Annotated in this window: 21 protein-coding genes; 8 read left to right on the forward strand and 13 right to left on the reverse strand. The window is 60.0% G+C overall.

Going from position 1 to position 25,906, the window contains the following annotated elements; all coding sequences use genetic code 11:
• Window positions 1-233 (forward strand): IS30 family transposase (locus AC1D1L_RS00005; RefSeq protein ID WP_477337786.1); only part of this gene is annotated, 233 nt, incomplete at its 5' end.
• A gap of 105 nt (window positions 234-338) precedes the next feature.
• Here AC1D1L_RS00005 and AC1D1L_RS00010 read toward each other — a convergent pair.
• From AC1D1L_RS00010 to AC1D1L_RS00020, 3 genes are all read right to left on the reverse strand, one after another.
• Window positions 339-839: a DUF2285 domain-containing protein gene (locus AC1D1L_RS00010; protein WP_477337788.1), complete on the reverse strand. Its 501-nt coding sequence runs from the start codon at window positions 837-839 to the stop codon at window positions 339-341.
• A gap of 55 nt (window positions 840-894) precedes the next feature.
• Window positions 895-1,089 (reverse strand): transcriptional regulator domain-containing protein, encoded by a 195-nt coding sequence (locus AC1D1L_RS00015; protein ID WP_477337789.1) that lies wholly within the window; start codon window positions 1,087-1,089, stop codon window positions 895-897.
• A 130-nt stretch (window positions 1,090-1,219) separates the two neighbouring features.
• Window positions 1,220-1,783: a hypothetical protein gene (locus AC1D1L_RS00020; RefSeq protein ID WP_477337791.1), complete on the reverse strand. Its 564-nt coding sequence runs from the start codon at window positions 1,781-1,783 to the stop codon at window positions 1,220-1,222.
• Between the two features lie 166 nt (window positions 1,784-1,949).
• Between AC1D1L_RS00020 and AC1D1L_RS00025 the strand changes: the two genes are divergently transcribed.
• Entirely contained in the window at window positions 1,950-2,258 is a 309-nt protein-coding gene (locus tag AC1D1L_RS00025) for a helix-turn-helix domain-containing protein (RefSeq protein ID WP_477337793.1), read from the forward strand.
• A 76-nt stretch (window positions 2,259-2,334) separates the two neighbouring features.
• Here the strand turns inward: AC1D1L_RS00025 and AC1D1L_RS00030 are convergent, their stop codons facing one another.
• Window positions 2,335-2,661, reverse strand: a complete 327-nt coding sequence (locus tag AC1D1L_RS00030) for a DUF736 domain-containing protein (RefSeq protein ID WP_113190782.1) — start codon at window positions 2,659-2,661, stop codon at window positions 2,335-2,337.
• A gap of 750 nt (window positions 2,662-3,411) precedes the next feature.
• Between AC1D1L_RS00030 and AC1D1L_RS00035 the strand changes: the two genes are divergently transcribed.
• On the forward strand, window positions 3,412-4,530 hold the full coding sequence (locus AC1D1L_RS00035; RefSeq protein WP_477337795.1) for an alpha-hydroxy acid oxidase: 1,119 nt from the start codon (window positions 3,412-3,414) through the stop codon (window positions 4,528-4,530).
• Between the two features lie 118 nt (window positions 4,531-4,648).
• Here the strand turns inward: AC1D1L_RS00035 and AC1D1L_RS00040 are convergent, their stop codons facing one another.
• The 4 genes from AC1D1L_RS00040 to AC1D1L_RS00055 form a co-directional block, all read right to left on the reverse strand.
• Window positions 4,649-5,659: a hydroxyacid dehydrogenase gene (locus AC1D1L_RS00040; RefSeq protein ID WP_477337797.1), complete on the reverse strand. Its 1,011-nt coding sequence runs from the start codon at window positions 5,657-5,659 to the stop codon at window positions 4,649-4,651.
• Window positions 5,660-5,805: 146 nt separating this feature from the next.
• Window positions 5,806-7,365 (reverse strand): response regulator, encoded by a 1,560-nt coding sequence (locus tag AC1D1L_RS00045; protein ID WP_477337799.1) that lies wholly within the window; start codon window positions 7,363-7,365, stop codon window positions 5,806-5,808.
• Window positions 7,334-7,729, reverse strand: a complete 396-nt coding sequence (locus tag AC1D1L_RS00050; RefSeq protein ID WP_477337801.1) for an Hpt domain-containing protein — start codon at window positions 7,727-7,729, stop codon at window positions 7,334-7,336. Before AC1D1L_RS00050 ends, AC1D1L_RS00045 begins: the two co-directional genes overlap by 32 nt.
• A 16-nt stretch (window positions 7,730-7,745) precedes the next feature.
• Window positions 7,746-11,588, reverse strand: a complete 3,843-nt coding sequence (locus tag AC1D1L_RS00055) for a GAF domain-containing protein (RefSeq protein WP_477337803.1) — start codon at window positions 11,586-11,588, stop codon at window positions 7,746-7,748.
• Window positions 11,589-12,102: 514 nt separating this feature from the next.
• Between AC1D1L_RS00055 and AC1D1L_RS00060 the strand changes: the two genes are divergently transcribed.
• The 4 genes from AC1D1L_RS00060 (at window position 12,103) to AC1D1L_RS00075 (ending at window position 20,556) form a co-directional block, all read left to right on the forward strand.
• Complete coding sequence (locus AC1D1L_RS00060) at window positions 12,103-17,841, forward strand: GAF domain-containing protein (protein ID WP_477337805.1); 5,739 nt, start codon at window positions 12,103-12,105, stop codon at window positions 17,839-17,841.
• Window positions 17,838-18,227, forward strand: a complete 390-nt coding sequence (locus AC1D1L_RS00065) for a response regulator (protein WP_095081778.1) — start codon at window positions 17,838-17,840, stop codon at window positions 18,225-18,227. The genes AC1D1L_RS00060 and AC1D1L_RS00065 overlap by 4 nt, the downstream gene beginning before the upstream one ends.
• A complete protein-coding gene (locus AC1D1L_RS00070) occupies window positions 18,224-19,477 on the forward strand; it encodes an adenylate/guanylate cyclase domain-containing protein (protein WP_477337807.1) in 1,254 nt (417 codons plus the stop codon). Before AC1D1L_RS00065 ends, AC1D1L_RS00070 begins: the two co-directional genes overlap by 4 nt.
• A gap of 797 nt (window positions 19,478-20,274) precedes the next feature.
• Window positions 20,275-20,556: a helix-turn-helix transcriptional regulator gene (locus AC1D1L_RS00075; protein WP_477337809.1), complete on the forward strand. Its 282-nt coding sequence runs from the start codon at window positions 20,275-20,277 to the stop codon at window positions 20,554-20,556.
• A gap of 232 nt (window positions 20,557-20,788) precedes the next feature.
• Here AC1D1L_RS00075 and AC1D1L_RS00080 read toward each other — a convergent pair whose 3' ends face one another.
• Window positions 20,789-20,920 (reverse strand): hypothetical protein, encoded by a 132-nt coding sequence (locus AC1D1L_RS00080; RefSeq protein WP_477337811.1) that lies wholly within the window; start codon window positions 20,918-20,920, stop codon window positions 20,789-20,791.
• 54 nt (window positions 20,921-20,974) lie between these two features.
• On the opposite strand from AC1D1L_RS00080, the gene AC1D1L_RS00085 reads away from it, so the two are divergent.
• Window positions 20,975-21,244: a helix-turn-helix domain-containing protein gene (locus AC1D1L_RS00085; protein ID WP_477337813.1), complete on the forward strand. Its 270-nt coding sequence runs from the start codon at window positions 20,975-20,977 to the stop codon at window positions 21,242-21,244.
• Between the two features lie 296 nt (window positions 21,245-21,540).
• On the opposite strand, the gene AC1D1L_RS00090 is transcribed toward AC1D1L_RS00085, so the two are convergent.
• From AC1D1L_RS00090 to AC1D1L_RS00105, 4 genes are all read right to left on the reverse strand, one after another.
• On the reverse strand, window positions 21,541-22,797 hold the full coding sequence (locus tag AC1D1L_RS00090; RefSeq protein ID WP_477337815.1) for a tyrosine-type recombinase/integrase: 1,257 nt from the start codon (window positions 22,795-22,797) through the stop codon (window positions 21,541-21,543).
• 294 nt (window positions 22,798-23,091) lie between these two features.
• Window positions 23,092-24,654 carry a glutamine-hydrolyzing GMP synthase gene (guaA, locus tag AC1D1L_RS00095; protein WP_192250469.1) on the reverse strand — a complete coding sequence of 521 codons (1,563 nt, stop codon included), beginning with the start codon at window positions 24,652-24,654 and terminating at the stop codon, window positions 23,092-23,094.
• 55 nt (window positions 24,655-24,709) lie between these two features.
• Window positions 24,710-25,375, reverse strand: a complete 666-nt coding sequence (locus AC1D1L_RS00100) for a 5'-methylthioadenosine/S-adenosylhomocysteine nucleosidase (protein WP_477337817.1) — start codon at window positions 25,373-25,375, stop codon at window positions 24,710-24,712.
• Window positions 25,375-25,833 carry a PaaI family thioesterase gene (locus AC1D1L_RS00105; RefSeq protein WP_013893903.1) on the reverse strand — a complete coding sequence of 153 codons (459 nt, stop codon included), beginning with the start codon at window positions 25,831-25,833 and terminating at the stop codon, window positions 25,375-25,377. Before AC1D1L_RS00105 ends, AC1D1L_RS00100 begins: the two co-directional genes overlap by 1 nt.
• Between the last annotated feature and the right edge of the window lie 73 nt (window positions 25,834-25,906).

The raw sequence follows: 25,906 nt of genomic DNA on the forward strand, positions 1-25,906 counted from the left end.
TCACCGTTGCCACCGACCTACAGGTCTACTTCTGCGATCCGCGCAGTCCCTGGCAGCGCGGCAGCAACGAAAATACCAACGGTCTGCTCAGGCAGTATTTCCCCAGAGCTACCAACTTCTCCCACGTCTCGCAGGACCAACTCAACGCCGTCGCCCTGCGGCTCAATCAGCGACCCCGAAAAACCCTGGACTTCGAAACGCCGGCCGATAGGCTACAGAAGGTGTTGCAATGACCTATTGAACCCACCGGCGCAAAGCCGCCATCCGCTTCAGGATTGAGAGTAGGCGTCGGCTTGGAGACAGCGCAAGTAAGTGGACAACTCGACCGGCGGCACTCGTCAGAGATGACGCCGCCGCGCGCGCAGCAATTGGCGATAGCCGCACTCGATCATCCTCAGCCCGTCGCGGACGAGGCGATACGTCTGGTAGCGAAAAGTGGAGTCATGCCAGTCGGCGGCGCTGACCAGCCGCGGACCGAACAAGGCGGTCGCGACTTCAAAATGGGATGCCTGCTGGGCGCGGCCATCAAGGCATCGCAGCATGTGGCCTAGGCGCCGGCGCTGGGCCGTGGTCAAGCGGGCGTCGGGAAGGTGTTGCCTATGGATAGATTGGATGAACCGCTCGATCGCCTGGAGCCTGTCGTGCGCCATGTCGTCGAGCGGGATGATGGCGGCAAGGGGTTCGCCTGGCTTGGCGTCGTCGAGAAGCGCCAGTTGCGTGCCGCCCGGCGAAGAGCGCATGTGAAGGCCGACCTCGTCATGCCGGCCCGCGGCCAGCGGGACGTCGGAAGCACTGCCTCCCTGCGCTCGCAGATCCGGCGGAATCTGGACAAGGTTCACGACCCCCGGATCGATCTGAGGCGCCCAATAGACGGTCTGCTCGACCGCGGACTGGTCAGGCCTGGCGGCGAAATTGCAAACCCCAGCGCTTGCGCAACGCGCGCATCGCCTTGGCTGAGCGGGAGGCGGCGAAGTCCTGCTGATACTGGGGATTGCGTCGCAGGAACTCCCACGCGATCACATCGGCAGCGGCGGCTTTGACGAACGCATATGCTTGTGGGTCACGCCACTGCGATGTATCCGGCTTCATCCGCATCCTTCCCTTCTCAAGGATTTGATAGGGGGACGCGGCGTTGAACGAAATCCTTGGATTCCGTCATTGACGAATGGACGAGGAGAGATCTCGGCGCTGAGCGATCAAGTGGAGATTTTTGCGATGCCTACTGGCTTGCGCCTTGTAGTGTCTTGAATGTGTCCGTCCAGGCGCGATAGGCATCATCATCACCCTGGCTCCAGGCACTGAATGCGCGCCAGGCAGCGAAAGATGATGCAGGCTGCTCGAACAGCGTGCCGATCGACTGATCGCCGGCGGGCCAGCCGGGAAGCTGATCGCTTATCGCTTCATCCGTGAGGCGCCGCAGATCGGCCAAGGCCGAGCGGATGTGCGGCAGCGGAAATTCGCAAAGGTCGGTGTTGTCAGTCGCCTCCCGAAGGATGACCGCGAGCTTGGCGACCACGCCCGCCAAGGATTGAGCAGGCGTCGCGGCAATCTCAGCCAGCAAAGCGTCGGCCTTTTCAGCGTGATCCTGCTCTCCCTTCAGGAAATCAGGACAGTCGCGGTCGGCGCAAGCCCCCTCCCCGCGCCCAATCACTTCGCCGGTAGGCAATAGCGAGCAGCGCTCCAAGAACCCCTCCTCCGCCTGCTGCTGCCTGAGAGAAGAGGCTAGCATTGCAACGTGCGCGTCAATCCAGGCAAGGGACAGGACAAGTGCTGGATCGGCCAACGGCGGTCTTCCACTGCAGGGTCGGCCGAAGGCTTAGGATGTTCTTTGGTCAATGGAGATTGCGTCTCCCGTCCAAGCGTGACGGGAGGCAAAGTCGTGGTATTGTCGGAATCAGCCATGATCCGAGCTCCACACAGCTTGGCGTTGGTCAGGTCGAAAAGGGTGTTTGCGCACCCTCTTCGACCGCAAGTTCGAGACAGGGATAATATACAAATTGATTGAGGTCAATCAGAATATTGGCGAGAAGGCAGCGAATTTCAGCGCCGAACAGTGTCGTGGTGCGCGTGCAATGTTGGGATGGAGCCAAGATGATTTGGCCCGGGCGGCAAACGTCGCAAGGCAGACAATCGCTGATTTCGAACGCGGCGCGCGGACTCCAATCGCAAACAATATATTAGCGATCGTGAATGCGCTTGAGAGAGCTGGCATCGAAGTACTGCCCAACAACGGAATTCTGTTGCGAAAGAGCAGTTGATCGCGGCTTCACCGCTGAAGCCAGCTGTCAGACGCCGAAGCCCGTCCGACCGGAGTCGAACGGGCTCGCTTGACAGTTACTCGCCGTTGCGGCGGTTGGGGCGGGACCAGATGAGGCTGTGGCCCTCGCCTTCCTCGTCGGCGAAGAGGTTGGCGTAGATCGGAGCGGTGAAGCTCGGATCGTCCAGCTTGAGCCCGAGATAGTCACGGCCCTCGTTGGAGCGCTTGGACCAGGCGGCGCCGATTTCGGCCTTGCCGACCACCACGCGGTGGCTTGGAGCGTTCTCGCCGCTGGCCCGAGTGTCGGGGACGATGCGCACGCCCTTGGCCTGGACGCTGAGGGTGACGATCTCGCCGGTGAACTCGTTCGCATTGGTCTTCTTGAAAGTGCCGATGGTAGCCATTTTCAGTCTCCGTTTCTTCGTTTCCGAACCCGCACCATGCGACCTCGATGGCGATCGTGGGGCCGGAGGCGGCCGCCGCCGCATCGCTTGCGACCGCAGCAAAGCGGAGGATGGCGCAGTCCCGCGTTTCTTGGTTTCGCGAGGAATGGGCTACGCCCAGGGGAAGAAGCGCGCGACGCGCCATTGCGGCATAGGCGGTCGAGGCTTCAGCCGTCCTTCGGCCAGATCAGCCCGTTTGAGAGGTCGTTGGTGCGCTCTGTGAAAAAGAAGGAGGGAGGCAATTGTGGCGCTGGCTATCAAAAACGTGAAGCGAACTGCTGGCCGAGATGTCCGCCGATAACGGTTTGACGTGACTTGAATGAAAGCTTGCGCCCACCCAACCGCTCACGGTGGCGTACCGCCAATGTCTCGTTTTGGGCCGGGAGGGGACTGTCCGGTTTCGGAAGACATTGGCGCTGAAGCAGAACTTCCCGCGTCACCTGCTAGAGCCCAGATCTGCGTCGTAATCCGAACTGTCTGTAAAGCAGTGCCCGACCAGCGGGAATGAGCGGGAAGCACCGCAAGTCGCGGTTGGCCGCGACATTGACGAAACAGTCCTGATTTCACGTCGCGCTGGCGGGCACCTTTGGCGATTCCGATGTCTTATGGAGAGGAGAAACAGGGGCCAACAAATATGAATGTCCCGGAATCTGCGTTGATCGGAACTCGCTGCCCTGCGCGCGGCGGCGCCGCCTTGCGGCCAGCGGCGATTTGCACGAATGTTCCCTGTCAAATAGCCGACTTTTTCTGAAATACTTATCGGACTGGTCCATGCCGCTTGACTTCGAAACCCGGTTTCTCTGCCTGGCGGATTTTGAACCGGCGGCGCGGGAGCTATTGCCGCACGCCGTTTACGAGTTCATTGCCGCCGGTGCTGGCGAAGAAATCACCAAGGGGGACAATGAAGCCGCGTTCGACCGCGTCAAGTTAAGGCCGCGCGTGCTGCGCGATGTGACAAGACTTGATACCGGTATCACACTCTTCGGGCAAAGGCTGCCGCATCCGATCATTCTGGCCCCAATAGCATACCAGCGACTAGTACATCCGGAAGGCGAGATGGCCACGGCTCGCGGCGCTGGAATGGCGGAAGCGGTGTTCACTCTGGGTACCACGGCGACGGCGACGATCGAGGATTGCGTGGCGGCGAGCCAGTCTCCAGTCTGGTTCCTGCTCTATTGGCAAAGCGACCGCGCTTTCAATGGCGAAGTCGTATCGCGCATGGCCGCACTGGGCGCAAAGGCCATCAGCGTAACGGTCGACCTGCCAACGCCAGGCGATCGCCGCAGGCAGTTCCGGGCAGGATTCAAAATTCCCGACAGCCTCGCGACGCCATACTTCAAGGACCGGAACACTGGCGTGCTCAAAGTTGGCACGGCGCAGCGTCGCGCCATGCCGACCTGGGCGGATATTGCCTGGCTGCGTTCGCTGACAACCCTGCCGCTTATCCTGAAGGGCATCCTCGATCCTGACGATGCCGAGCAGGCGATCGGAACCGGCGCCGATGCCATCGTCGTCTCGAACCACGGTTCGCGTAACCTCGACACCCTGCCGGCGACCATCGATGCTCTGCCCGCCATCGCGGAGCGGGTAGCCGGGCGGATCCCCATCATCCTCGACGGCGGCGTGAGGCGTGGCATCGACGTTTTGAAGGCGATTGCCCTGGGGGCAAGCGCAGTCATGATAGGCCGCCCCTATGTCTACGCACTGGCAACGGATGGTGCCGAGGGCGTAGCCTATTGCCTCAACCTGCTTCGCCGGGACTTCGAGATGGCAATGGCGCTAACCGGCCGGGCGCGCATCGGCGAAATCGACCGGTCGGTAATCTGGTGAAGCCCGGACCTTCTCCTCGGCAAGTTCAGGATCCACATTGATTGCCTTGCGGTTCCCACAATCCAGGCAGAAGGGCTTGGGGCACTCACGAAGCCTCCTGGAATAACACGTCGCCGAGCTAGACCGCACTCCTGCGCTGCCTGGCTTGCGGGTTGACGATATCGGCATGTCCTTCGCCGCTCATCATGGCCCACAGGTTCTTGGCCGCATGCCAGCCGATGGCCTGTGTTCCTTCAGTCGTCCAGGCGGCGACATGCGGTGTGCACAAGACGTTGGGTAGCGAAAACAGCGGATCGTCGGTCTTCGGCGGCTCCTGATCGAACACGTCGAGCGCCGCACCCGCGATTTGGCCATTGGCCAGCGCTGCGCGCAGGGCTGTGTAGTCGATCAGCGATCCGCGCCCGGTGTTGACGACGATGGCTGACGGTTTCATCTTCGCGAACGCGGCGGCGCTTAGGATGTGATGGTTATCCGGGCTCGGCGTTGCGTGCAGCGTCAGGAAGTCGGATTGCTCCACCAGCGTGAAGAAGTCGACGAGTTCGATGCCTGGAGGCGCTTCCTCCAGGAAGGGATCGTAGGCAAGGATGCGGGTCTCCCAGCCCGACAGCCGTTGCGCCACGCCACGGCCGATGCGACCGAGGCCGAGGATGCCGACGGTGGCGCCGCGCAGCGTCGCGCCATGTGTCAGGCCGCGCCACCCGCCACGCCGCATGAATTCGGGCGTCCACGTGCCAAGTTGTTTGGCAACCGCCAGCATCAGGGCGACCGCGTGCTCGCTGACCGTGAAGATCTGAAAATCGTTCGGCGTACTCGAAACCAGAATGCCGTGCTCGGTGGCGGCGTCGATGTCGATGCTGTCGACGCCAATGCCATATTTTGAGATGTAGCGCAGATCCGGAAGCGCCTTCATCACGCGCCTGGTGATGCGGGTGCCGCTTGCCCCCATCAAGGCGACACAGCCATGTGCCTTGGCAATCAGCTCATCCTCGGTGAAGCGCTTGAACGGCATTTCCCAGAGCGCATTGCCGAAAATGACGTTGACCCCACGCTCGCGCAGCCAGTCCAGCGAGGCGTCAGTCGGGTCGTAGCGTTCAAATGCGAGAACGCTGGGCAAGACTTGAGCGCTCATGGCGATCTCCTCAAAAGGTTTCGAATTGCCCATGGTGAAACGGCTTTGCTTTCAATCCGCTTCGAAAGGGGGCGCCTCGTCGCCTTGATGTCGGGCGCGTCAGTGGTTGGTAGCCGATCTCTCATTCCGTGGGTGACGGCAGCAGATCAAGCCGCGGCCTCCAGCGAGTCGTCAAGGGGCGGGGGTTCTTCCTCAGCCTCCTGCTTTGGCTCGACCATCAGGAGACCGACGATGACCAGGGCCAGCGAGGCCCAGGTCACAACTGGTATCGCCTCTCCAAGTAACAGCATACTCCAGCCTATGCCGGCTGCTGTTCCCGCATAGGCGTTCTGGCTTGCGAAGACAGCACCGGTGCTGGCGATCAACTGAATGAAAAGCAGCATCGCCAAATTGCCAGCGGCAGCCATCAGCAAGACGATGACTCCAAGGCGACCAGTCAACAGATCAAATGGCACGAAGTCCTGATAAAAAGCGGCAAGTGGGATCAGCATCAAAACCGAGACGACGAGCGACAACCCGAACAGGGCGACGTTATCGATGTTGGCGGGCTTGGACTCTGAGAGATAGACATCCTCGGCCGCGTAAGTGACGGGAATTACAAGAGCAATGACAAGCCACACCCAACTGGTGGCCATTTCTCCGGGCTCTCCGTAGAGGAGGATAATGAAGATGCCGACGAGACCCAATCCAAGACCTAAAAAGCGCTTCAAATTCGGAGCTTCGGTCCGCATCAAAGCGGCGAACAAGAAGACGGCAAATCCCTCAAGCACGATGACAATGGAGACGATCGAAGCTGGAAGCTTGCTTGCCACCCAATACACCAAGACCTGGTTGATCACCGAGCTAATGAACGCAAAACGCAGGATGAACTTCCGATCCGCCCATGTGAGATCCTTGAGGCTCGGCATTGTCCGTCGCTTCAAACTGATCCCGATGCAGAACACAGCTCCTATAATGTCAATGAGGATTGCCAATCCTATCGGATGAGCCTCAACGAGCGAAGCCATCTTGGAAAGTGGCACGACGACGCCCCATAGCCCACCACATGCAAGCAGCAATAGAGCCCCACGAAACGTGCGAATATTCTGCCGCATCTTTCGCTCTCGCTCGTAGACCTTCTGGGCCATTGCCGCGAACACGGTGGCAAGCTTGCCGAGACCATCTGTACGGCTTGCCACATCGCGGATGCCAAGTTTCGAAGGATTGAACCGCCCGGTTTCCAAGGTGGCGGCCGCCCTGGTCAGCTTGGTGACCTGCCGCAGATATTCCGTCTCAACGTCGCGGAGTCTTTTTTTCTCGATGCAGGTGTCCACACGAGCCTTCAGTAGAGCGGGCTCAAAGTCCTTTGGCAGAAAGTCTTCAGCGCCAAGCTCGATAGCGCTTATCACGCTGCCCATTTCTTCATCGAGCGCCGAAATGACGATCACTGGCAGATCGCGAGTGGCTCGCGAGGACTTGAGCGCCTTGAGCACCTCGAACCCATCCATTTCGGGCATGACTATATCAAGGAGTACCAGGTCAAATGAGTTCTGGGTGACCTGTTCGAGCGCCAGCTTGCCGCTTGCGACAGCTGTTGTTTCATGGCCAAGCGTTTGAATGGCTTTGCTGAGTTTCAGGCGCACAGTGCCTGAGTCATCTACTATGAGCACGCGCGCACCCTGAGATGCGCGAGCATTAGGTGGTTGTGTCTCCGATTCTATGCTCATTCGGTTGTCCCCCTCGTTTCAAATCGGCAAGGCGCGAGCTTAGATCTCGGCTGGCCCTGTCACACGCGCCCGCGATGAGTTCCACTTCCGTCGCGGCCCCGCCGGGCATACTGTCGCGGCAGGATTGTTCCATTGCCGCGCAAAGCGCGGAAAGTTGGTTGGCGCCGAAGTCCCGCGCGCTTGATTTCAGCGTATGGGCAGCGCGGCCAAGGCCTGAACGGTCGCCGGACTCCGCAGCCCGGCGCATCTGCTCGACCAGCAACGGGGATTCCTCCAGAAAACTCTCAATGAGTTCTGCAAGAGAGCCTTGATCCCCACCTATGAGATCAAGGAGCTTGTCTAGAGCGTCCTGCACAACATCCATGACCAGACCTTTGTTGTCAGTTATGTTGGTGGGCGCGTTTAAGAGAGGCGACCAACTCCTCCACGCGCAACGGCTTGCTCAGGTAATCATCCATCCCAGCTTCCAGGTAGCGCTCGCGGTCGCCGGCCATTGCATTGGCGGTAAGTGCCACGATGAAAGGCTGCAGCGAATCCCCGGCGCCTGATGCGCGGATCAACCTCGTGGCTTCGAGCCCGTCCATGTCCGGCATCTCGATATCCATCAGGATGACATCGTGTTGTCCCTCGGCAAATGACGAAATCGCCGTCTCTCCATCCACCGCCAAGTCTACCTTGTAGCCAAGCCGTTCAAGCACCTTGGACCCAATCTTCCGATTGGTGATGTTGTCATCAACCAGCAGGATCCGAAGCGGCAATTTTGCCGCCATTTCGCTGTCGAGGGATGGTCCCTTGGGTTGATCAGGCTTGGCTGAACGCGTTGGAGCCACGGCAAAGACTGACATAAAAGCATTGAGGAGCGGCGAGGGCTTGATCGGCTTAGGAAGCATCGCCGCAAATTTGATGCTCTCGATAGCCGCCTTGCTTTTCTCATCAAGAGGGACGAGGGAGCTCAGCAATATCAGTGGAAGGTCACCCCGTTGACCAAGACTACGCAATCGTTTGGCCAGTTCTATGCCGTCCATCTCTGGCATACTCATGTCGAGCACGACGGCGTCAAAATTTTCGCCACTCGAAATCCGGCGCAATGCGTCAAGGGGCGATTCGGTTGTGTGTGGAACCATAGCCCAGGATTGGGCCTGCAGAGACAAAATGCGCCGGTTGGTTGCGTTGTCGTCAACGATGAGCAACCGCTTGCGTGCGAGTTCAACTTTGGCCACAGACATTTGCGCCTGCCTGGGGGCGGGCGCTACGGCAGCACGGATCGTGAAGAAGAATGTCGTCCCTGACCCTTCAACGCTTTCCACCCATACTTCGCCGCCCATCAGTTCTGCCAGTCGTTTGCTGATCGCCAACCCTAGCCCGGTTCCGCCGTAGCGCCGCGTCGTCGAGGCATCGACCTGGCTGAAAGACTTGAACAAGCGATCCAGTCGGCTCTCGGGAATTCCGATACCGGTATCGCGTACTGCGAACTGCAGTGTGGATAAGCCCTCTTCGCTTCCACGGTGAGGTGTCCCCATGTCTTCAACTGCGGACGGAACTCTCGTCACCGATAGTACAATTTCACCCCGTTCCGTGAATTTCACAGCATTGTTGAGGAAATTAAGCAAAATCTGCCGCAGTCTTGTGCTGTCTGCGACAATCCCGTCGGGAGTACCGGGCTCCACCAAGTACGCTAGGTCGAGCCCCTTCTCCGCGGTCTTGGAGGCCACCAGGTCAATTGCGCTCTCAAGGCATTCCCGGAGTTCGAAGGGACTTGGATCAAGCTCCAGCTTGCCGGCCTCAACCTTGGAGAAATCGAGTATGTCGTTGATAATCGTTAGCAGGGCTTCGCCGCTGTTGCTGATAGTCTCGCTAATCTCGCGTTGTTCAGCGTCAAGCTTTGTACCAAGCAACAAGTTGCTCATTCCGATCACGCCATTCATTGGCGTACGAATTTCGTGGCTCATCGTCGCCAGAAAAGAACTCTTCGCCTCATTTGCCGCCTCGGCCGCCTCCTTTGCCTGCTGCAGCGCCAGGGAAAGCTGTTTGAGCTCGGTAAATAGCTGCGCGTTATGGAGGGCCGCACCGGCATTGGCGGCAATGGTGGAAAGCAAACGAAGCGAGTCATCGGTAAATATGCCCTCCCGCGTAGTGCTCTGAACACTGATAACTCCAAGCGTTCCTTGCGCAGTTTTGATCGGAACGCCGAGATAGGACAACGCATCCTTGCCGACGGGGGTAGCCCCGATCTGCGCTCCACGTTCCGCCACATCCTGATTGATCAGCAGCGGCTCACCAGTCTCTATGATCTTGCTTGTCAGCCCCTCGCCAAGGGTTAGTGTGTTGAAGGCCTCGCCAAACTGATAGGGGAAATGGATTAGCTTGGTTTCCGGATCGAGCAGTGCGACGTAGACAATATCGGCATCAAAGATCTCCTGCATCTGGTTACCGATCAACTGGATCGTGCTGTCAAGTTCCGATTCTGCTATGAGCGCCTGACTAACCGTTCCAATGGCGGCAAGTTCGGCAGCGCGGGCTTCAGTCACCTTGAGCAGACGCTGGGTTTCATTGAATAGGCGGGCGTTGGCGATGGCGACCCCCATGCTGGAGGCCACCGTCTGCAGCAGGCGCACGTGGTTTTCGTCGAAGGCATGCTTCTGATAGCTCTGCACACTGAGAACACCCAGTGTTCCCTCACCAGACTTGATCGGCACGCCTATGTAGGAGGCAGTCCTATCCTCTTCGTGTGGAAAGTAGGCGCCAAGCTCTTTTCCTTCCTCAAGAGTGCCGAAAACACAGGGCTCACCTGTTGTTATGATTTTCGAAGCTACTCCCATGCCCATTGGAAATGGATCGATAGCTCTATAGGTCCTAAAGTATGCATAAGGGACATGGATCAAGCCGGTTTCGCTATCGTGTAACAAAATTTCACTGACTTCGGTGCCGAAAGCCTCCCGCACCTTGTCGCCTACCAAGCGAATAACAGTGTCCAGGTTAAGCGACTTCGTCATCGCTTCGCCAACGCTGTTGAGAATCGCCAGTTCTTTTGCGCGGTCCTCTGTCACTTTCAGCAGGCGCTGCGTCTCATCGAACAGATGTGCGTTGGAGATGGCGACGCCCATGCTGGATGACAGCCCCTGCAACAGACGCACATGATCTTCATTGAAGATATTCTTCTCGTAGCTCTGAACGCTGACGACACCCAAAATCCTGTCACCAGCGATGATCGGCACACCCAAGTAGGATTCGGTCCTGTCATCTTCTGTAGGTATAAGTGCGCCCAGAGCAACGTGTTGCTCAGTCGTGCCCAACACCAATGGCTTGCCTGAGAGTATGACCTTGGAGGTCAGACCTTCGCCCATCGCAAATGGCTCGGGGTCCTGATAGTCCCTGTAAAACGCATAGGGTACGGTGATTAGATCAGACTTCTCATCACGCAGCAGGATTTCGGTGACGTCTGTTCCAAATATCTCGCGCACCTTGTCACCGACGATGCGCGTGACGGTCTTGACATTCAACGTCTTGGCCATTGCTTCGCCGACACTGTTGAGGATCGCGAGTTCTTTTGCGCGGTCCTCGGATACTTTCAACAGTCGCTGGGTTTCGTCGAAAAGGCGGGCATTCGAGATGGCAACTCCCATGCTCGAAGAGAGGGCTTGCAAGAGACGCACGTGATCTTCGCTAAAGGCGTTCTTTTGGTAACTCTGCACGCTGACAACACCTAGAGTTCTGCCTCCAGCGATGATCGGCACGCCTATGTACGATTCTGCTCGCTCCGCTTCGGTAAGTGCGATCACATCAAACTTGAGGGACTGCTCAAACGTATCGATAACCAGCGGGGTTCCAGAGAGGATGACCTTTGAGGTAAGTCCTGCGCCCAAAGTGAACGGTTCCACGTCCTGGTACTCACGGTAGAATGAATACGGGACGGTGATGAGATCAGAGGCCTCATCGTGCAGCAGTATTTCCGTGATGTCCTCCCCGAATATCTCCCGAACCTTGTCACCGACGATGCGTGTGACAGTCTTGACGTTCAACGTCTTGGCCATTGCCTCGCCGACGCTGTTGAGGATCGCGAGTTCCTTTGCGCGGTCCTCGGTGAGGTCGAGCAGACGCTTGTTGTCGGCAGAAAGTTGGCTGAGTTGGGTTGCCGCAGATGCTTTGGCGACTTCTAGTTCGGCAATGTACCGGTTCGCCGATTCGAGTCGACCAGCAAGGTCGATTTCGACTGAGCTCTGCATGTCGGCTTTCTCCCCCAAAAAATTCCGCCAAGAGTGTGAGCGGCATCCTTCCCCAACTGCTCATCATACATTAGCAAGCACTGTTACATGCCAAGCGGTTGATTGTCAGTACCTGGGCAGCGTCTTTGCGCAGCCACTGGCCTGTGATGTCCGCTTCTGCGGCAAATCCCTGAGTCACGGTCGTCACGAGAAATGTCCGCTTTCGCGAGCGGCCAAGGTGCCCGGTATGACCGAGATGAGGCGAATTGCGGTCCGGCAAAGGGGACGGAAGCTGGTCGACTTGTTTTAGGTCAAGGTGCGAGGGAGCGGTCAGTCGGCCTACGATCCCATCTCGGACGTATTCCCTGTCTGCAATTGCTCCGAAATCCGACGCTCAGGTGCATCACCGGAGCGACCGCTCTGCGTGACGAACGGACGTTGCAGGTACCAAACTTGACGCTGGGCTGGCCAGAGCCGACACTGAGCAGAGAAAAAGAGGAGCTCCTCTGTGGGAGGGCCCGACTACGACTCTGAGATGACGATCCGCTCGCTCCGATCCGAGTTGACAGCGGCGCGCGAAGAAAATCAGGTACGCACCGCGGAGGTCGCCAATCTCCTTGAACAGCAGAATGCGACGAGTGCGATCCTCAGGGTGATCGCCGCATCGCCCACCGACATCCAACCCGTCCTGCAGGTCGTGGCGGAGAGTGCTGCGCGCTTTTGCGACACCTACGACGCCGGCATTTTCCTAGCGCGAGACGGGACACTTTTCCCCAAAGCACACTACGGCCCCATCGCCTTCGACTTCGAACCGATGCCGGTCGGACGCGATTGGGTCTGCGGTCGCGCCTTCGCCGACTGCAAGACTGTGCATGTCAACGACATAGCGGCAGCAGGTGCGGAGTTTCCTGTCAGCCAAACACTGGCCGAAAGGCTTGGCCACCGCACGATGCTCGCGACACCTCTCATGCGTGACACCGAGGCGATCGGCGCGCTCGTCATCGGGCGCATCGAGGTCAAGCCTTTCAGCGAGAAGCAGATCAAGCTGCTCAAGATTTTCGCCGACCAAGCGGTCATCGCCATCGAGAACGTGCGCCTGTTCGACGAGGTGCAGGCGCGCACGCACGATCTCGGCGAGGCGCTGGAGCAGCAGACCGCGACTGCCGATGTGCTCAAGGCAATCAGCCGGTCGGCCTTCGATCTCCAACCGGTACTGCAGACGCTGGTCGACTCGGCAATACGGCTGGCCGGGGCGGACATGGGCGCAATCACGTTGCGCGTTGGCGATACGTTGCGGTTCATGGCAGGCGGCGGGCAAGCTGCCGAGCTGCAAGCATACGAACGAGCCAACCCACATGTCGTGGGACGAGGGACGTTCCAGGGCCGCGCCGCACTGGAGGGATTGACGATCCACGTGGCGGACGCGCTTGAAGACCCGGAATACGAAAGGCCGGAAGCGGCAGTCATGGGCAGTTTCCGCGGAGTACTTTCTGTTCCGCTGAAGCGGGGTCAGGAGACCATCGGCGTATTCGGCTTGGGGCGGCGGACGATCGGGCTATTTTCGCCGCGTCAAGTCGAACTGGTCGAGAGCTTCGCCGACCAGGCCGTGATCGCCATCGAGAATGTCCGCCTGTTCGACGAGGTGAAGGCGCGCAACCGTGAGGTGACTGAAGCGCTGGAACAGCAGACGGCGACGGCCGAAGTGTTGAAGACGATCAGCAGTTCGGCGTTCGATCTCGATTCCGTGCTGCATACGCTTGTGAAGTCCGCGTCCGACCTCTGTCATTCCGGGATGGGCTACATCTATCTGCGCCAGGGCGACGTGTTGCAGCCGACGGTACAGATCGGATGGAGCCAAGAATTCCAGGACCACATGAACAACCTCCCGGTCACGCCGGGCCGGGGCAGCATCGCCGCCCGCGTTGCCCAAAGCGGGTCCGTGGAGCAGATTGCCGACGTTCTCGACGATCCGGAGTATACCAACATCGAAGGCCAGCGGCTCGGCGGCTTCCGCACCCTGCTGGGCGTTCCGCTGATGCGTGACTGCGCCGTGACCGGCGTCTTCGTCCTCGCCCGCTCGTCGGTCTCGCCGTTCAGTACGCGCGAAATCGAACTGGTGCAGACATTTTCGGATCAGGCGGTCATCGCGATCGAGAACGTGCGGCTCTTCGAAGAGGTCGAGTCCCGCAACCGCGACCTAGCCGAGTCGCTGGAACAGCAGATGGCCACCGGCGAGATATTGCGCGCAATCTCCGGATCCCCGACTGATGCGCAGCCCGTCTTCGACACGATCGCCCAGAGCGCCGCCAAGCTCTGCGGGGCGCAATTCTGCTTTGTCGACCGGTTCGATGGAACGCTCCTGCACTTCATGGCCCATTACGGGGTGCCGCCCGAAGCCATCGAGACGATCGATCGCAGCTTCCCAATGGCACCAGGACGTGGCAGCGCTGCCGCGCGGGCGGTGAGCAGCGGCACCGTAGTGCAAATCCCCGACATACAGGCCGATCCGGATTATCAGGCCGATCCGGATCATACGATGGGCGCGCTTGCCGATTTATTGCAATCGCGAAGCACCGTCGCGGTGCCGATGCTCAAGGATGGCGTTCCGATCGGCGTGATCACGGTCGACCGGCTTGAAGCCGGCGATTTTCCCGATCGGCAGGTCGAACTGCTCAAGACCTTCGCCGACCAGGCGGTCATAGCCATCGAAAACGTCCGGCTGTTCGAAGAGGTCGAGTCGCGTGGCCGTGATCTGACCGACGCGCTAGAGAAGCAGACAGCGACCGGCGCAATATTGCAAGTGATCGCCGGGTCTCCTACGGACATTCAGCCTGTGCTGGACGCCGTCGCTGAAAGTGCCGCTCGGCTCTGCGACGCCTATGACGCAACGATCTATCTGCTGCGCTCCGACAGGCTGGCTGTGGGAGCGCATCATGGACCGATTCCGATTGACAGTGCTGGCTTGCCGGTCGCGCGCGACATCGTTACCGGCCGCGCCGTATTGGATGGGGTGCCGGTCCACGTTCACGACTTGACCATCGCTGGAGAGGAGTTTGCAACTGCCCGAATGATGGCTCAACGTCTCGGTTTTCGCGCGATTCTCGCCACTCCGCTGTTGCAGGAAGGAAAGGCAATCGGAGCGCTTATGATCCGGCGCATCGAGGCGCGGCCCTTTAGCGACAGCCAAATTGGCCTTCTCAAAACTTTCGCCAACCAGGCCGTCATCGCGATCGGCAATGTGCGGCTCTTCGAAGAGGTGCAGGCCCGCACCGCCGAGCTTGGCGAAGCATTACAGCAGCAGACCGCGACCGCGGATGTGCTCAAGGTCATAAGCCGCTCCGCATTCGACCTGCAGAGCGTCCTGCAGACACTTATCGATTCTGCTGTGAGGCTCTGCGGTGCGAAAACGTCTGGCATCTTTATGCGCGACGGCGATGTCTTCCGGCTTGCGGCAGGCTACGACCAAACCCCGGAGTATCGCGCGTATGAAGAGGCGAATCCAAGTCCGATCAGCCGACAGTCCTGGGTCGGCCGAACAGCACTCGACAAGGCAGTCGTCCATGTTCCGGATGTTACCAAGGACACAGAACATGGCCTTCCCGAAGCTCCGCGGCTCGGAGGTTATTCGGCTGTGCTCTGTGTACCGCTCATGCGCGAAGGATCGGTAATTGGCGTCTTCGCAATGACGCGACCTGAACCCGGGCCCTTCACCAATAGCCAGATCGAACTTGTCCAGACATTTGCCGACCAGGCCGTAATTGCGATCGAGAACGTTCGCCTTTTCGAGGAGGTGCAGCAGCGGACACGGGAGGCCACAGAGGCGCTGGAGTACCAGACGGCGACCAGCGATGTGCTTAGCGTTATCAGCCGCTCGCCCACCGATGGGCAGCCAGTGTTTAATATGATCGCGCAAAGTGCCGCCCGTCTATGCGAAGCGCAGTTCTGCTTTGTCTACAGATTTGATGGCGACCTTCTGCATTTCGTCGCGCATCACGGCATCACCGAAGAAAGCGTTGAGATCGTGCGCAACACCTTTCCCGTGGCACCTACTCGCGGCAGCGCTGCCGAACGGGCAATTCTATATCTTGACGTGGCGCAGATCCCGGACCTCACCTTGGATAGTGAATTCACGCATCGCGCCGCGGCGGCTTTTTCGGGCCTGCGCAGTGCTGTCGCCGTGCCGATGCTGCGTGACGGCCTGCCTATCGGTTGCATAGCAGTCGGGCGTGCTGAGACGGGCTTTCTTGCCGCTAAGCAAGTCGAACTTCTGAAGACTTTCGCCGACCAGGCCGTGATCGCCATCGAGAATGTCCGGCTGTTCGACGAAGTGCAGGCGCGTACCGCCGAACTCAGCGAATCGCTGCAGCAGCAGACGGCGACGGCCGACGTCCTGAAGGCGATCAGCCGCTCGACGTTCGACCTCCGGGCAGTGCTCGACGCTCTGGCCGAATCGGTGACCCGGCTGTGCGAAGCGGACAACGCCTCGATCGTGCGTGAGACGGACGGCAAATTCGTCGAGGCTGCGAGTTACGGCTATCCGGCCGAGCTCGAGGAATATTTCAGCGGCTTTGTGCACGTCCCGGGGCGCGGCACTGGAGTCGGCCGAGTCCTGCTCGACGGCAAGGCCATCCAGATTCCGGATGTGCTGGCAGACGCCGACTACACGCTGTGGGAAGGACAGCGGCTCGGCGGATACCGCACGCTGCTGTGCGTGCCGCTGCTGCGCGAGGGGGTTCCAATCGGCGTTTTCTCGCTCACCCGCTCGACGGTGCGGCCCTTCGCCGAAAGGCAGATCGAACTCGTCGAAACCTTTGCCGACCAGGCAGTGATCGCCATCGAAAATGTCCGTCTGTTCGACGAGGTACAGGCCCGCACGGCGGAATTGAGCGAGTCGCTGCAGCAGCAGACGGCAACGGCGGATGTTCTGAAGGCGATCAGCCGTTCCACATTCGACCTGCAGACGGTTCTCGACACGCTGGTGGAATCAGCGGCCAAGCTGTGCGACGCGGACACGAGCGTCATCTTCAAACGCGACGGCGATCTCTACCGGTGGTCGGCCGAGTACGGCAATTTGCCTGAAGCCGCGGTTTTCGCCAAAGCCAATCCCTTCGCCGCCAGTCGCGACAGCGTCACCGGAAGGGTGGCCCTCGAAGCTCGCGCCGTCCACGTTTCGGACGTGCTCGCCGACCCGGACTACGGGGCAACGCAGCTTCAGAAGCTCGGCGGCTACCGAACCATTCTATGTGTTCCGATCTTGCGCGAAGGCGCGCCGGTCGGCGTGTTCGCGCTGACGCGGTCACAGGTGCGGGACTTCACGCCGAGGCAGATCGAGCTCGTCGAGACGTTTGCCGACCAGTCCGGCATAGCGATCGAGAACGTCCGGCTGTTCGACGAGGTGCAGGCGCGTACCCGCGAATTGTCACGCTCGCTCGAAGATCTGAGGACCGCGCAGGACCGCCTCGTGCAAACGGAGAAGCTCGCCTCACTCGGCCAGTTGACCGCCGGTATCGCCCACGAGATCAAGAACCCGCTCAACTTCGTCAACAACTTCTCAGCGCTCTCCGGCGAACTCATCGATGATTTGAGCAGTGTGCTGGCCGAAGCGCCTTTGGAGGCATCCGTGCGCGAAGAGGTCGCCGAACTGACAGGCATGCTCAAGAGCAATCTCGACAAAGTGGTCCAGCACGGCAAGCGGGCCGATTCCATCGTCAGGAACATGCTGCTGCACTCGCGCGCGGGTTCAGGGGAGCATCGTCCGATCGACATCAATGCCGTCGTGGAGGAGAGCCTGAACCTTGCCTATCACGGGGCGCGCGCCGAAAAGCCGGGATTCAACGTCACGCTGACGCGGAATTTCGACCCGCAGGCGGGGGATGTCGATCTCTACCCGCAGGAGATCACGCGGGTGCTTCTCAACCTCATCTCCAACGGCTTTTATGCAACGGCCAAGCGTAGCGCCACGGCGAATGGCGCGGGCTATGAGCCGACGCTCTCCGCTACCACCAGGAGTCTCGGCGACCGTGTCGAAATCAGGATCCGCGACAATGGCACCGGCATTCCGCCGGAGGTGAAGGAGAAGATGTTCAATCCATTCTTCACGACCAAGCCAGCCGGCGAGGGCACCGGGCTCGGCCTGTCGCTCAGCCACGACATCGTCGTCAAACAGCATGCCGGCACGATCGACGTCGACAGCCAACCAGGCGCGTTCACCGAGTTCCGGATTGTGCTGCCGCGCGCTGCGGCCTCGCTCGCAAAATCGGGAGGTGGAGCATGAGCCTCCTCATCCTGGTCGTCGACGACGAGCCCGACGTCGAGCCGCTGTTTCGCCAGCAGTTCCGCCGCGACATCCGAGCCAGCCGCTTCACCATGGAGTTCGCGCAATCGGCGGTCGATGCGTTGGAGCAGATCGACCACGCCGAAGGGGTGACACTGATCCTGGTCCTGTCCGACATCAACATGCCCGGCATGAGCGGGCTCGAGCTGCTGCCGAAGATCAAGGTGCTGCGGCCCGACGTCCCGGTCATCATGATCACCGCCTATGGCGACGCCGAAACCAAGAGCAAGGCGTTGGAGAACGGTGCCGAAGCGCTGCTGACCAAGCCGATCGACTTTTCGGCGCTCAGGCAACAGATCGAAACCCGGCTGGGAATGGTGGCGTGACGGCGCGCATCCTCGTGGTCGACGACGAGCCCGATCTTGAGGTCTTGATCGTCCAGAAGTTCCGGCGTCAGATCCGCGACGGCGCGGTCATTTTCCTGTTTGCCAGCGATGGCGTGGACGCCCTGTCCGTCATCGACGACAACAGCGACATCGACATGGTGCTGTGCGACATCAACATGCCCCGTATGGACGGCCTGTCGCTGCTGGAAAAGTTGCAGCAGGCCGAGGGGCAGCACCTTTCGACGGTCATCGTCTCCGCTTACGGCGACATGGCCAACATCCGCACGGCGATGAACCGCGGCGCCTTCGACTTCATCACTAAACCGATCGACTTTGCCGACCTGGAGACCACGATCACCAAGACCTTGAAGCATCGCGAGGTGCTGCACGAGGCGCATCGGCGGCAAGCGGTCGCGGAGCGCGCGCATGCATCGCTGTCGCGCTATTTCTCGCCCAATCTGGCCGAGCGGCTGGCCGGCGACGCCGACGGGTTGGCGCTAGCCGGGCAGTGGCGCGAGGTCGCCTCGCTGTTCACGGACATTACCAGCTTCACCACGCTGGTGGAAACGATCGACCCTGCCACGCTAGGCGCGCTCCTCAACGACTATTTGGCCGGCATGACAGACGTCGTGTTCGCGCATGAAGGCACCGTCGCCAAGATCGTCGGCGATGCGCTGCATGTGCTGTTCGGCGCGCCTGGCGAGCAGCAGGACCATGCGGCGCGCGCGGTTGCCTGCGCGCTCGAGCTCGACGCGCTGTCGCAATCGTTCCGCGATAGCTGGCGCGACAAAGGCGTCGCGGTCGGTACGACCCGCATCGGCGTCCATGCAGGTCCGGCGCTGGTCGGAAATTTCGGCGGAGGCCGCTTCTTCGACTATACGGCCTATGGCGACACCATCAATATCGCGGCGCGGTTGGAAAGCGCCAACAAGCAGCTGGGCACGCGTATCTGCGTCAGCGGGAGCGTGGCTGCAAGGGTCGAGGGCTTCCGTGGACGGCCGGTCGGCGATCTGATGCTGCGCGGCAGGGTCGAGGCGCTGCGCGCGTTCGAGCCATTGTCGTCAAAGCAGTATGATGATCCTTCGACGGCGAGCTATCTCGAAGCCTTCGGCAGACTGGAGGCCGGCGATGCAGCCGCGCTTACGGCTTTCGCCGCGCAGATCGGCAAATGTCCGGACGACCAGCTCGCCAGCTTCCATCTCAAGCGGCTGCTCAACGGCGCCAAGGGAACGCGGATCAGCCTCGACTGATCTTTGCGCCTGTCGCGACCGAGACCGACAAGCCTCGTCGCCGGCAATGTCTGATTTCACGAGGTGGCAAAGGTGCCCTCAACGGCCGACAAGAGGCGCATTGCCGCCATCCACAAAACAGCAGGGTTGCATGAGCCGGTCCCTCCTTTATAGCCCGCAGCATTGACGCGCGGCTGTCGCAGTGTCCCACCGTCTAGAGAGCGGGACAGAGGGACAGCTTGTGCCGCCTAATCTGGCGGTGATCTCGTCGTATAGGTTTGACCGGTCAGCGACAGGATGAGTTCGATTGGTCCGGACAGACATTGCGGTTCTCCGCGACTGGCGCCGAAGGCCTCTCCTTCCGCTTTCAACCCGTCGCGAAAAACCCGCTCCTCCTCTGACTCTCCGTCGGGAGAGCCCTGATCTCCCGACCAATGTGAAAAAGGGCGTACAAGGCGGAAGCACCGAAATCTCCGTCAGCGGGAATAAGTCAGTTCGGTGCTGGAGCAGGTTCGTGGCCCTGAGACCGGTTCAACAGGGCGGCCGAAGGAGCATCAGCATAGCGCCGCCGTGAGGCGGGATGCGGGACCGACTGCCCCCGGCGAAGGGCGCCATATGAAACTTTGCTCGCTAACGTGACCGCAGAGCAGGAAGCGATCCGCCGCGCATGACGCATATGGTCGATCCGGGCCACAGCTAACCCTCACCGGCCGATATTTACGAAATGACCGCCCTGCATACGCTTGCCGGCTTTCGCCATTTCCTTCCCTGAAGACCATCTGCTTCAATCGTCTGCTTAGCGAAGGAGGAATGGCGCCATGACTGGTCCCGGGAAAAGTGCAACAAAGCGGACGATCCGCCGCAAGGAGCTGCGCGAAATCGTACCTCTGGCCGACACCACAATCTATGAAATGGAACAACGCGGGCAATTTCCTCGACGCTTCGCTCTCACCCCTCGGTGCGTAGTTTGGAATCTGGCCGAAGTAGAAGCCTGGCTGCAGGCTCGCAGGGCAGTTCCGATCCCCCGAGCGAGTCCTCCTGATGTGCGTCTACGGAAAACCTCTCCGGTCAGAGCGCGAGATCGGGCACAAATATCGTAAGCACCGGGGATGATCGCCACGGTTTGGTGTCGATGATCAATCCGTTCCGGCATATCTGCCGCGGCGGCGGATGCCATGGAGCCGCAAAGTCCACTGGCAAATCCGACGCCCTAGTGAAGGCTTCAGGTGGGCGTCCATGAAACCAGATTGAGCGGTCGCGAACGTCGAAGCTGCTAACCCGAGAATCGGGACATCTGTGATAACCATCCACCCCGCCGAAGATCGCTGATGGTCACGTCGGCACAATCGCGCCGGCGGCATGATGGCGATGATGATCAGGGGCAAAGAGCGTGCGGAGCTTGCTGCTTATGATCGGCATGATGCCGTCTGATGTCACGGTTATCAGAGCCTCGAAAACAGCCATTATATAAGCTATTTTCCTCACAAAAGCTCGAAACAGCTAATTTGTGAGGCGAAAATGATCGACCTGAACGATATTGGCAATGAGATCAAGAATGCCAGGAAGCAGCGCAAGCTGACCCGGGAAAAGCTCGCCGAACTTTCCGGGCTCAGCCGGGCGAGGATCGAGGCGCTTGAGAATGGCAGGGTATCCGACATGGGTTTCAAACGCGTGCTCACACTCATGAACATTGTAGGGCTCGATTTCCGGCTGACGACCTTCAACAACAAGCGCCGGACACTCGAAGACATCATTGAGGAAGATGATTCTGCGCGTTTAGACAGGTAGCAGAAGCCAGTCGGCGGCCTGGACAGATCCGGAAAACGTGGTTCGACTTTCGTGTACGATGTGGGGTCGCCGGAGTGCAGCCGAAGGTCCTGGTGCGAGCCAGGGAACCGTTAACAGGAATCACAAAAGTGGTTTGCTAATGCCTGGCAGTAGTGAGTCCCGAACCGCCTCACCATATTATCGTCCAGCTATAATACCGGCGCCACAAAGTTTCATATTAATGCGTAGCAGGAAAAACGGACTCGGCGAACCTCGGGCCAAACAGGCGTGATGCGCCGTACAACCCGTGTATGGAATTAAAGGGCCGGATCAGGCTCCAAGATCGGCATCGACGGCGGGATCAGTGTCGGCACATGTTTCTTGCCACCGACCCAGGCATCGACGATATCCGACCATTCCTGCATCATGTGGCGGCGTTGCACCTCATATTCGGCCTTGTTGTAGACACCACGCGACGAGCGCCCGTCTTCGTGTGCCAAGCATTTCTCGATCCAATCGCTGTTGAAACCAAGTTCATTCAACAGCGTCGAGCCCGTTCGCCGCAGGTCATGAACCGTAAACGGCTCCAGAGGCAGCCCCTCGGACTTCGCCCGCTCGACGACCGCGTAGGTGACGCGGTTAAAGGTAGCACGCGACATCGGAGCATCCGCATCGTACCGCGATGGAAGAAGGTATCTGGAATTCCCTGCACAGGTCTTCAGGGCAATCATGATGTCGAGCACTTGGCGTGACAGGTAGACGTTATGCGCCTTCGATCGCTTCATGCGTTCTTTCGGGATCGTCCAGACCGCATTTTCGAAATCGACCTCGTCCCAAACCGCGTCCTGCAGCTCGCTCTTTCGCACCATCGTGAGCAGGTAAAGCCGCATTCCCAAGCGGATCGTGGGAAGGGTGGCGACGTGCTCAAGCTGCTTCAGCATCACTCGGATTTCCGAGGGCGAGAGCGAGCGATCCTTTGGCACGAACGTGGCAATCGACGCCGGCCCGACTTCATCAGCCGGATTGGACACCTTCTCCCCGTGCAGGATGGCGAAGCCGTAGATCTGCTTTAAGATATCTCTAACGTGGATAGCGGTCGCCGGAGCACCACGTTCGACGATGCTGCCGCAGTGGGCTCTTAGATCGTCCGGCGTGATCTCCGTCAGGAGTCGATTGCGCCAGGCCGGAAGCAGCTCTCGCTCGAAGATGGAGCGCCGCATCGCGCGCGTACTGTCGGCCATCGGCGCGGCGGTGAGCCACTTCTGCCCGAACTCGCCAAAACTCTTGGCCTCTTTCAAGCGGCGCTTCTCTCGCTGCTTCTCGATGGCCGGCGATCGTCCCTCGCGAACAGCGCGCTTCGCGTCGAGGCACTTCTCCCGGGCCAACGCGAGCGAGATGCCGTCTCTGCCGTATCTGCCTAGATAGACCGTTTCACGGCGTCCATTCAGCCTGTAGTCCAGCCGAAACGAGATCGCGCCATTGGGCATGACGCGGATGTACATGCCGTCACGGTCTGCAATCTTGTAGATTTTCTGTTTTGGTTTCAGCGCCTTAAGGGCGGCATCCGTCAGCATGCCTACTGCCTCCTGAAAAAGTACCGTCAGTACAATTTTGAGGCTTCTCGGCAGAAAATTCCTTTTTTCTTCAATGCCTTATGGGGCAAAAAAGTACCGTCACTAGCCTCATTGACTGTGACGGTACTCAGAAAATTTCGGGTGGGCAATATGTACGCGACCCGTCAGTCGGTCTGTCACAACCAATCTCTGCGTGCCGATTGTCGCTGATTGTCTCTGAAAGTATTTATCTTTGTTTTCAGTATGTTACGTCGCAGATTGGTGTAGGTTCGGCGGCGTTTGAGTGGGCCTGAATCATTCCCACTCGATCGTCCCTGGCGGTTTCGAGGTCACGTCGTAAACAACACGGTTGATGCCCTTGACCTCGTTGATGATGCGGGTGGCGGCGGCGCCGAGGAAAGCCATGTCGTAGTGGTAGAAGTCGGCGGTCATGCCGTCGACCGAGGTGACGGCGCGCAGCGCGCAGACGAATTCGTAGGTGCGGCCGTCGCCCATCACGCCGACGGTCTGCACCGGCAAAAGCACGGCGAAAGCCTGCCAGATGGCGTCGTAGAGGCCGGCTTTGCGGATCTCGTCGAGATAGATGGCGTCGGCCTCGCGCAGGATTTCGAGCTTTTCGCGGGTGATGCCGCCTGGGCAGCGGATGGCGAGGCCGGGACCCGGGAACGGATGGCGGCCGATAAAGCTTTCGGGCAGGCCGAGCTCCTTGCCCAGCGCCCTCACCTCATCCTTGAACAGTTCGCGCAGCGGCTCGACCAGCTGCATGTTCATACGCGCGGGCAGGCCGCCGACATTGTGGTGCGACTTGATGGTCACCGACGGGCCGCCGGTGAAGGAGACGCTTTCGATGACGTCGGGATAGAGTGTGCCTTGCGCCAGGAAATCGGCGCCGCCGAGTTTCTTGGCCTCTTCCTCGAACACTTCGATGAAGAGCCGGCCGATGGTCTTGCGCTTCTTCTCGGGGTCGGACTCGCCTTCCAGCGCCGAGATGAATTTCTCCGAAGCGTCGACCAGGATCAGCGGCAAATTGTAGTGCTGGCGGAACATCGCCACCACGCCCGCGGCCTCATCCTTGCGCATCAGGCCATGGTCGACGAGGATGCAGGTGAGCTGGTCGCCGACCGCCTCATGGATCAACAGCGCGGCGACGGAAGAATCCACACCGCCCGACAGCGCGCAGATGACCTTGCCCTTGCCGACCTGCTTGCGGATGGTCTCGACGGCATGCTCGCGATAGGCGCGCATCGTCCAGTCGCCTTCGATGCCGGCAATGTTGTGGACGAAGTTCCTGAGCAGCCTGGCGCCATCTGGCGTATGCACCACTTCGGGGTGGAACATGATGCCGTACATCTTGCGCGCGACATTGCCGAAGATGGCGAAGGGCGAGCCTTCCGACTTGCCGAAGACTTCGAACCCCTTCGGCAGCGAGATGACGCGGTCGCCATGGCTCATCCACACCTGGTGGCGCTGGCCGGGCGCCCACAGGCCTTCGAACAGCGGGCTATCCTTTTCGATCTCGACGAAGGCGCGGCCGAATTCGCGATGGTTTGAGCTTTCGGCAACGCCGCCCATCTGCACGCAGAGCGCCATCTGGCCGTAACAGATGCCGAGCACCGGAACGCCGGCATCGAAGACGATCTGCGGCGCGCGCGGGCTGCCTATGTCCGATGTCGAGGCGGGACCGCCAGACAGGATCACGGCTTTGGGATTTATGCGCTTGAAGGCAGCTTCGGCCGATTGGAACGGCACGATCTCGGAAAACACGCCGGCCTCGCGGATGCGGCGGGCGATGAGCTGCGTAAACTGGCTGCCGAAATCGACAATCAGGACTGTATCGGGATGATTGGCTGTCGTCATGGCGAGCCTTTAGAGAAAGAAACGAGTCGGCGCAATGGGTTGTGTAACCCGACTTTCAGAGCGGCGACGGCTCGTCCCCAGGCTGTTCCTTGCGCAGCAGGCCGGACCCGATGGCCTGTTCGAGGCGCATGACAGCATCCGCCAGCTTCTCGTCGATGACATGCAGATATTCAGTCCAGCCACCGACATGCCTGAGATCAGCCGCGCCGTCGGAAATGCCGCGCAGGCCGATCAGCGGGATATCGAACAGCTGGCAGGCGCGCAGGCAAGCGAAGGTCTCCATGTCGACCATATCGGCGGCGATTGCGTCATAAGCGCCGCCGGTGATGATGGCGCCGCCGGTCGACAGGCTGGCCTCCTTGATGTCGGGAATCCGAAACGGCAGCGGCACGGTCATCGGCAGGTCGAGAAACGGCGTTGCGCCCTTCTCGAACCCTAATGGCGAGGCGTCGATGTCGCGATAGCTGACCGAGACGGCCTGGTAAATCTCCGTCTGCTCCAGCGTGCGGCTGCCGGCGGAGCCGAGCGAAACGACGAGATCGGGCAGCGTCTTCTCGGATTTCAGCCAGGACAGTTCGGCGCCGAGGCGCACGCCTGCCTCGACCGGGCCGACGCCCGTCATCAGCGGCGTGAACAGTTTCTGCAGATGCGGACCGTACTCGGCCTGCGCGGCCATGACGAAGAGGACATTTTTGCCGCCAATGCGCGTAATCTTGGCCATCAGCCTGCAATCCCATCACGCCCGACCACCGTCATCATCGTCCCGGTCATGGTGGCGATCAGCTTGGCCTCGCCGTCGACGGCGAAGGCGTAGGCCTGGCCGTCGGCGACGATGATGGTGCGGCCGGGTTTGGTCACCGAGCCGCGGAACAGGAAACGCTCGCCCCTGCCCGGCGCCAAAAGATTGACCTTGAACTCGATGGTCAGCACACCGGAATTTTCCGGCATCAGCGAAAACGCGGCATAGCCACAGGCCGAGTCCAACGCCGTCGAAATCACGCCGGCGTGCAGGAAACCATGCTGCTGGGTGAGTGCCGCCGAATAGGGCATCTCGATCTCGATGATGCCTGGCGTCACCAGCGTCAGCTCGGCGCCGATCGTCGCCATCGCCTGCTGGCGCGCGAAGGACGCCCTGACGCGATCCTCATAGTCGGGAGCCGGTACGATCTTTGCTGCCATGGCTGTCGCCCTGATTGATCTGCAAAAGCTTATTGCAGAGGCTTGAACGCCGCGCAAATGCTTTTGCTGCACT

Source organism: Mesorhizobium sp. P2_D6, assembly GCF_056404315.1.